Source organism: Microcoleus sp. S36b_A4 (genome assembly GCF_036700645.1).
Taxonomy (GTDB): Bacteria; Cyanobacteriota; Cyanobacteriia; order Cyanobacteriales; family Microcoleaceae; genus Microcoleus.
Window position 1 is genome coordinate 1 of the sequence record NZ_JAUBPI010000160.1, and the last position, 7613, is coordinate 7613.

Here is a 7613-nt window from a genome sequence, read left to right on the forward strand (position 1 = left end):
GCCCGATCGTATCTGGGATGGCTGTAATCTCATTTTCACTGAAGTCAAGCAATATCAGATTGGACAGTTGCCCGATCGTATCTGGGATAGAGGTAATCTGATTGAAAGTGAGGAAAAGCTCTGTTAGATTTGACAGTTGCCCGATCGTATCTGGGATAGAGGTAATCTGATTGTAACTGAGGTAAAGCTCTGTCAGATTCGACAGTTGCCCAATCGTATCTGGGATGGCTGTAATCTGATTGTCCCTGAGATTAAGCTCTGTCAGATTTGACAGTTGCCCAATTGCCTCTGGGATAGAGGTAATCTGATTGCTACCAAGGTTAAGCTCTGTCAGATTCGACAGTTGCCCGATCGTATCTGGGATGGCTGTAATCTCATTTTCACTGAAATTAAGCTCTGTCAGATTTGACAGTTGCCCAATTGCCTCTGGGATAGAGGTAATCTGATTGCTACCAAGGTTAAGCTCTGTCAGATTCGACAGTTGCCCGATCGTATCTGGGATGGCTGTAATCTCATTTTCACTGAAGTCAAGCAATATCAGATTGGACAGTTGCCCGATCACTTCTGGGATGGAGGTAATCTGAGTATGGCTGAGATTAAGCCGTGTCAGATGCGTACACTTGACAATTTCCGGTGGTACTTCTTGCAACTGCAAACCCGATAAATTTAATTTAGTCAAATTTTCATCAGCAACCTGCTCAATTCGTCGCACTGCTTCCTCTCGGCTCATGTCGTTTACCTCTCAGTAACATTTATTTCATTGTGACCAGAACTTAGTTTGTTAGAAAGCGATATTTGCCAACCTAGGGCTTGAAACTGATGCGACGAGGTAGCAGGGTAAGGTTTACTCTGCATAACAGTCTTTATAAATACCTAACACGCCACACCCAAAAGCTAACTCAGCATATCCATCTATCCTGACTCAAAGCCTGGAACCGCTAAGGTTATTAAATAGCACCAAGCGCGTGACACACGATTCTAAGCGTCTTCAGCCAGACGGACAAGCAGCTATTTTTCCGACGGTCTTCTAAATCTTTTTCACTTTGACAAAGACTTAACAGCCTGTCGAAAACATTCCGCTAGGGGTTTAAGGGTAAGACAAAGTGTGAGAGATTTAAGCCGACACAGCAAAGATAACTATAAAAGTCGCTAATAAAGCTGTATGGTTGAGTCTGTGATTTACCAGACACATCTATAACTTTGCTGGATAGAGCAACTTTTAGAAGCGAGCATTTTATCAGAGGGAATTAAGAGCTATAAAGCTGATGGAGCAACCTCTTTAGACTCGTTGTCGCCCCCTGAAGTAAAGAACTTCAGAAAGAGGTGGCAAACTTTCAAACAAAGATATGGCACTGGCAGATGTCACCCAAGAACGATTGGCTACATCAAACCCGATAACAATTGCACTAGCCCTCAAACCTTGTAAAACTGCACGACATAAAGTGTTGTTTTTCATTACTGCTTAGAGGTTAGTTAGCGTGTACTGTCTGCAATCTGCTTCAAGGTTTCAATTTGTTTCGCGCGAGCGGAGCGTTCTTTTGGCGACAATTGTGAAGTGGTTTTTGGTGCTTCCGACACAGCCAAATCTTTTAACAAAGTTGAACCCATTTCTCCCAGTTTCGACGCTTGGGCGAGTTTGAGCGCTTCATCTAGCGCGTTGTACCATAAACCTGCCTCAGCATAGATATTAGCTTTCTCAACGCTATTTACTGCTTTGTTGAGTTTACTTTGCACGGCAGCAGGCATTGCTACAACCTCAATAGTTGCCTCGCTTACTAGATCGCCTGATGGGTTATCTGGGTCGCAATTGATAACAACTTGCCAAAGATATTGTTTCTCCTGTTGCAGTCCTTGTTCGTTATTCGAGAACGGAGATAATTTCATAATTCCCGGTGAACTCTGCAAGGATATCTCGCGAACTTGTTGGGGTTTAGCACCTGGAACCCACTCGTAAATCGTGAATTTTATTGGCTTGGAGGCGGAATCATCAGGCACAAACCAAGCGAACGTAGGGTATCGAGAAATCGTTCGTCCTATGTAGTTCACAGGGGCGAGAACGGTTAGTGGCATATCTCCTCCAGAACACCCTCTAGTCGTTCCTCCATCCGATCTTCTTTCTGAAGGGGGAGGCTTTTGATTGCCAGGTGCATAACCCGCCAGAACTGCCGGAGTTACAATCAGCGTTAAACTCAAGGCACAACTGGTGAGTATTTTGATGTTGATGCGTTTGTTAAAGAACCATTGGATTGACATCATAACTTAGCCCTTTTTCCTTTTTTAATTATTTAATAGCTAATTTAGTTTTTTGTCCTAACTAATTGTTAACTATGGTAACATCAAATTCCCGATGCCTTAATTGATTAGGAAGTTGTTCAACTTCTAAATCATAGTCACCTAATCTCACAATATTCATGGTTTGTTTGATTTTGTGCGTTTTTTCTCATACCTTAGATCCTCTATTGGGGTATTGTGCCCATTGCTAAAGTAACCAACCAGTTGGTCAACCCTTTTTGTTTTTCTCCTGGTTTTTTATGGCGTCTGTGTGAGGATTAGTCCTATAATAAATAAATAGATTAGATCTAACTAGAGTAGCTTGTGCCAAGTTAAGTGCTTGAGTTTGTATTTCCTGTCGCTTTTTAAGGTAGTTATAATTGCACAACTCGGCAATCTTATTGGCCCTCCGTATTAATCTAATTTTCGGGTAACTCGGTGAGGCTGTTTTGGATATAGCAATTCTCGTTTAAGTGAGGTTCACAATAACGAGGGGTCTAGCTCCTGCCTTTCAAAATCTTGGTTGTGAAGTTACGTTTTATACTAGCAAAATTCCAGTTTGTCCCCGTAATGGGCCAAGTTAACTCACACAAAGTCCCTTTCTCTCCGAGACAGGTTCGCTTAAATTTTCCTTTTAATTTTTTTGCGAGATTTAGACACTGCTTTGTTCCTCGACCTTCAAAGGAAGAGCAAATGCTAGATCCATTATCTTTAATACTTAGCGTGTACCAGCCTTTGTTTTGCTTGCCAGTAGCACTGAGACGGGTCAAATTTTTAGCGTGTTTTCCGACATTGCACAGTGCTTCTTCCAGAAATTGGCAGAGTTCTCGCTTTTGTTCCAGGCTTAAGTATTGCTCTTCAATTGGCTCGAACGAATAAACTTTAACTTTGAGCGTTTTAAAGGAAGGAAAGTTTCGCTGGAGTGTATGGCTGTAGACTTCATAGAGTAGGTCGCGAATCGGTAGCTTTAAGTCTAGGATTAGACCACTGCCTAGACGGAGACTTTCCTCTCGATCTAGGGCTTCTAGTTTCAGGTAGTCGCCAACTTCTCTGATTTCCCAGTTCAGATTTTTCAATTCTTCGAGCAATCGATTTGGTTCTAAATCTTGGTCTTGAACGTGCCTCAAAATATTGGCTAGTGTTTGCAGAGGACCATTATGAATTAGAACAAATGTCCGTTCAATGGTATGTTGGCGAATCTCAATTTGAAACCTTAAAAATCGATCGTATTGATAGAAAGTGTTCAAGATGGCACCATTAATCACCAAAACTAATAAAGCTGGTGCTGCGGGAATCCACCATCCCCCGACGATGAAAGCATAACTAATTCCAACTAACCCAAGACTGGCAGCGGCAACATATACGAGGTTTTTTAATGGAGATTGAGTCAGCCGACCGAGATAAATAGCTAAAACGCCCCAAGCGACAATCCAAAGATATTCCCAACCCTGCGACCAGGTTTTTAAAACGGGTCGTCCATCGAGAACTGCACTGACGATTTGGCTGGTCACATGGGCATGAAATTCTACGCCATAAATTTTCCCACGCGGTTGTAAATTAGCGATCGCAGAAGTATTGACAAAGTCTTTAATACTAGGAGCCGTTATCCCAATTAGAACAATGCGATCACCCAAGATATCGCGCAACAGATCGGAATTACCTTTGGCAGCTTTATCGTTAATATATTGAAGCGATAGCGTGCGAAATCGTTTCCGACCGTTGCGATAATTGAGGAGTAGCTGAACACCAAAATCATCAGCGCCCGCGTAGCCTCCAGAATTGGAAAAAAAACGAGGAATTTCAGTCGAACCAAACCGCATCGCCTCGCGATCGCGAATGCTATTGCTTAGTTTAATGCCTTCAGCTTTGAGATAGGTTTGTGCCAGTCGCAAAGGCAGGGAAAAAACATATTTTTTATTGTCTTCAGGTCTATTTGTTCCCAAGAGCGCACGCCGGACTTTGCCGTCATCATCGGAAAGGTAATCTATAAAACCGATTTTTTCTGGGGGTAAGTCGGGGGGCGGTTTAATAGAATCAGGTATAACTTTTTCCACCAAAATCAGATTTTTGATATCTTTAAAAGTTGCACCCAGTTCGGCATGACCGGGTTCAACGGGTAGATCTCTAACAATATCAAGACCGATAACTCTGGGCCGGTACTTCTGCAAAGTTCTTAACAGTTTGGCAATTTCGCGATCTGGTATAGGGTAATTTCGGATACGTTGGATATCGGCTTCATCAATTCCCACAATCACAATTCGTTCGTCGATAGGTTCAGATGGTCGCAGCCTCAGAAACGAGTCGAAAGTTACCCATTCTATCAATTGCAGCGCTCCACTCAAACGAACGAGTACAATCAGAACTATAGCAACAATTCCTGGCCGGGTTCCTACAGACCAGATGGTAAATTTTTTTCTAATTTTGCTCAAAATAGTAGATAACAACAGTTTCTTCCTTAACAAAACCGATTAATCAATAAACCCCTCTTCTCTAGCTCGTTTTTCCGTTTGAATGCGGAGACTTTTGCCATCTTCCGGGTAAACGCCTAAAACGTCTTGAACTTTTGTCCAGTAGTGGCGTACTGTTCTGAGGGATAGGTTCATACGATCGGCAATGCCTTTATCTTCCAATTCTTCTTCAAAAGCGAGATTGAGTACCTCAAGCCACTCTGGCTTGACTTCCCCTGGTGGCATTTTCAAATCTTTGGTATGGGTAACTCCTTTGAGTGCCAAGTCAATCCGCTTCAACATCTCCTCACTGGAAAGTCCTTTGTCAGCTACGGTAAACCCCCCTTCATGAGCGTCGATATCTGGTTTAATCCGCACCAGTGCCTTGACATAACTGCTTTGCACGACCAAATTTAGGGTGGGATAGTTTTTCATTAAAGTTCCCAGGCTTTTTATGCCTCGATTGATTTCGGCAGTGTGCCCGAAGGTTTCTGGTAGGGAAAGATCCATAATAACTAAATCTGGCATAAATGATTCGACCTGTTTGAGAGCATTCTGGGTTGTTTTAGCGGTAAGGATTTCGGCTTGTGGGTACTGCCGTTTCAGCAAGTCGATCGTGCCGCTTAAGATTAGTTCGTGGTCATCCACTACAAGTATTTTGAGTGTCTCTGGTTCTGGGAAATCTTGGCTCATCATAATTGCTAATTGGTAATTGCTAATTGGTAATTGGTAATTGGTAATTCCTTACCCAGTAAGAATTTAGTTCGAGCGGAGTAGGGCAAGTATGTTCTTATTATCAAAATAACTAAGAAACAGCCCGTTTCTGGTTAATTTCCGATTTTTTTTCATTTAATTATATTATAATGTTCGGTCAAGTGCTTGTAATAACAACAGTTTGTAGTAAGGACTTTAGTCCTTTCAAGGATTAAGGATAAGGATTAAAGTCCTTACTACGAACATATAATGGGCGAAGCGAAGCGGAGGGGATTGGCTGGACATCATATGAGTCAGACAAATCGTCGATTTAATTGATGAAATTGGTTTCCTTTTATATGATATAGAAATCAGCTAGACAATATATTGCATATTTGTGCAAATTCGATCGCACAAATATGCAATTAGGTTAGCAAACTACTACAGCCTACTTCAAAACGGCTGATAGCGTACTGAAAAGTAGATACCCTTATCTTGCAGCGAGTTTCCCCGATCGCCAACTGAAATTAAGGGGAGGCCGTAGTCTAAGCGCAACGATAAATCGGGAACGATCTGCCATCGTAAACCCAGTCCTAAACTGGCAATTGTAGCTGGGTCAGGGTCAATATCTTGGTTATTCCAGACAGTTCCGATTTCAAAAGAAGGCGCTAACTGGAGTGTACTGGTATCTGACGCGAGGGGAATGCGAACTTCAACTGAACCCAGAATGCCATTGTCGGCAACGAGTTGGTTTTGTCGGTAGCCGCGAACTGTATCGACTCCACCAATACTGAACCGTTCTAAAGGTAGCAAAGAATTAGGAGTTAGCTGAGCATCAATTCGCGCTACTAGCACATTTCTGGATGATAACTGCTGCACCAATTGAAATTGCCCCAACCAGGAAAAGAATCGCCCGTCAGTGCCCGTATTGTTGACAGTTGCATCAAAGGCATCTATCCCTAGACTGAATTGAGAACGGGCGGCTAAGACTCGTCTTCTGCCCCGATCGACCCAATCTTGAGAAAACCGAATTACTGTAACTTTAGACTCGCCTTTTTCAGGACCTTCTGTGAAGGAAAAGGGCCGATCGTCGAGGATATAAGTTTGGCTGCGACGCCGATCTAAACCTAAGCTTAATGCAAATTCACGGGTTGGTGTTCTGGTAATGGGCTGGCGGAAATTGAGGGAATAGGTTTGAGTCTCGCTTCTAATACCGATATCCCGGAACTCTCGTTCTATAATTCGGCTATTGCCATTGTTATAGCGGAGGTTAAGGGCACCGTTACGAGCATTCACGGGGATAGTATAGTTGAGGTCGTAGAGGTCGAGTCCTTCAGTACGACCGTATTGGACTGAAGCGCGATCGCCAAATCCCAAGACATTATCATGGCTGACTTCTACGCTGCCTTGGACGGAACCAATGCTGGGTGATTGGTTGTTGTCTACGCCAATCGCACTGTGAAAGGCAGGCGCTTCTTTGAGATTGATTCGCAAGATATTGCGGCCTGGAGTGCTACCTGCGGTTAACTCCGCATTTACCCTCTCGATAAGCGGATCGAGTTGCAACAGTTGCAAGGCTTCTTCTAAACGTTGTTGGTTTAAGGGGGTAGAGGTGGCAAGTTCTAGGCGCGATCGCACGTATCCTGATCGCAATCGATTTAACCCACCGATTTCAATCTGTTCGAGTTCGCCCTCTACGACTTGAATTTTGACAGTACCGCTGCTGAGGTCTTGATTGTTGGGCAGGAAGGCTCCAGAGGTAATGTAGCGGTTTTTAATATAGAGTTGAATAATCGCCGATCGCAGTTCGAGTAACTCTTCAAACGTGACGGAACGGTTCTCGTAAGGCTGAATTAATTTGGCAATTTCGTCCTGTAAGACGGTGTTTCCCAGCACTTCTACTTTTTGGATAAAAAAGCGATCGCCCGACGGGGGAGTAACTTCAGGTGACTCTTGAGTTGGGGGAATTTGCAGTTCGGGTTCGGGTGGTGGTGAAGGCGTTTCATCGGGGAGAGGACGGGGTGTAAAAGAGGGATTGGGGATCGTTTGCTCGATCGCGTCAGGTGCGTTAGGGGGAATGGTGACACCTGGTGGCGGTGCGGATTGGGCGATCGCACTGAGGGTAAAACTGAAGTTCCCCCATTGACAAAAGGCGTCGGAGTATGTAGGGTAAACCTTTGGAGGATTTTGACTCCGGTTTTA

General features: G+C 43.7%; 7 protein-coding genes. All 7 read right to left on the reverse strand.

The genetic code is table 11. The annotated features are described in order from the left end of the window. Positions 1 to 730: leucine-rich repeat domain-containing protein (locus QUA03_RS27760; protein WP_333216790.1), on the reverse strand; the 730-nt coding region annotated here is incomplete at its 3' end. Positions 731 to 1279: 549 nt separating this feature from the next. Beyond that, on the reverse strand, positions 1280 to 1456 hold the full coding sequence (locus QUA03_RS27765) for a hypothetical protein (protein WP_333216792.1): 177 nt from the start codon (positions 1454 to 1456) through the stop codon (positions 1280 to 1282). A 17-nt stretch (positions 1457 to 1473) separates the two neighbouring features. Further along, the gene (locus QUA03_RS27770) at positions 1474 to 2256 is read right to left on the reverse strand and encodes a DUF928 domain-containing protein (RefSeq protein WP_333216794.1); all 783 of its coding nucleotides are present in this window, start codon (positions 2254 to 2256) and stop codon (positions 1474 to 1476) included. Positions 2257 to 2768: 512 nt separating this feature from the next. Further along, positions 2769 to 4715 carry a CHASE2 domain-containing protein gene (locus QUA03_RS27775; protein ID WP_333216796.1) on the reverse strand — a complete coding sequence of 649 codons (1947 nt, stop codon included), beginning with the start codon at positions 4713 to 4715 and terminating at the stop codon, positions 2769 to 2771. A 24-nt stretch (positions 4716 to 4739) separates the two neighbouring features. Then, positions 4740 to 5414 carry a response regulator transcription factor gene (locus QUA03_RS27780; RefSeq protein WP_333216798.1) on the reverse strand — a complete coding sequence of 225 codons (675 nt, stop codon included), beginning with the start codon at positions 5412 to 5414 and terminating at the stop codon, positions 4740 to 4742. Between the two features lie 450 nt (positions 5415 to 5864). After that, positions 5865 to 7307 carry a ShlB/FhaC/HecB family hemolysin secretion/activation protein gene (locus QUA03_RS27785; RefSeq protein ID WP_333216800.1) on the reverse strand — a complete coding sequence of 481 codons (1443 nt, stop codon included), beginning with the start codon at positions 7305 to 7307 and terminating at the stop codon, positions 5865 to 5867. Between the two features lie 2 nt (positions 7308 to 7309). Then, positions 7310 to 7613: hypothetical protein (locus QUA03_RS27790; RefSeq protein WP_333216801.1), on the reverse strand; the 304-nt coding region annotated here is incomplete at its 5' end.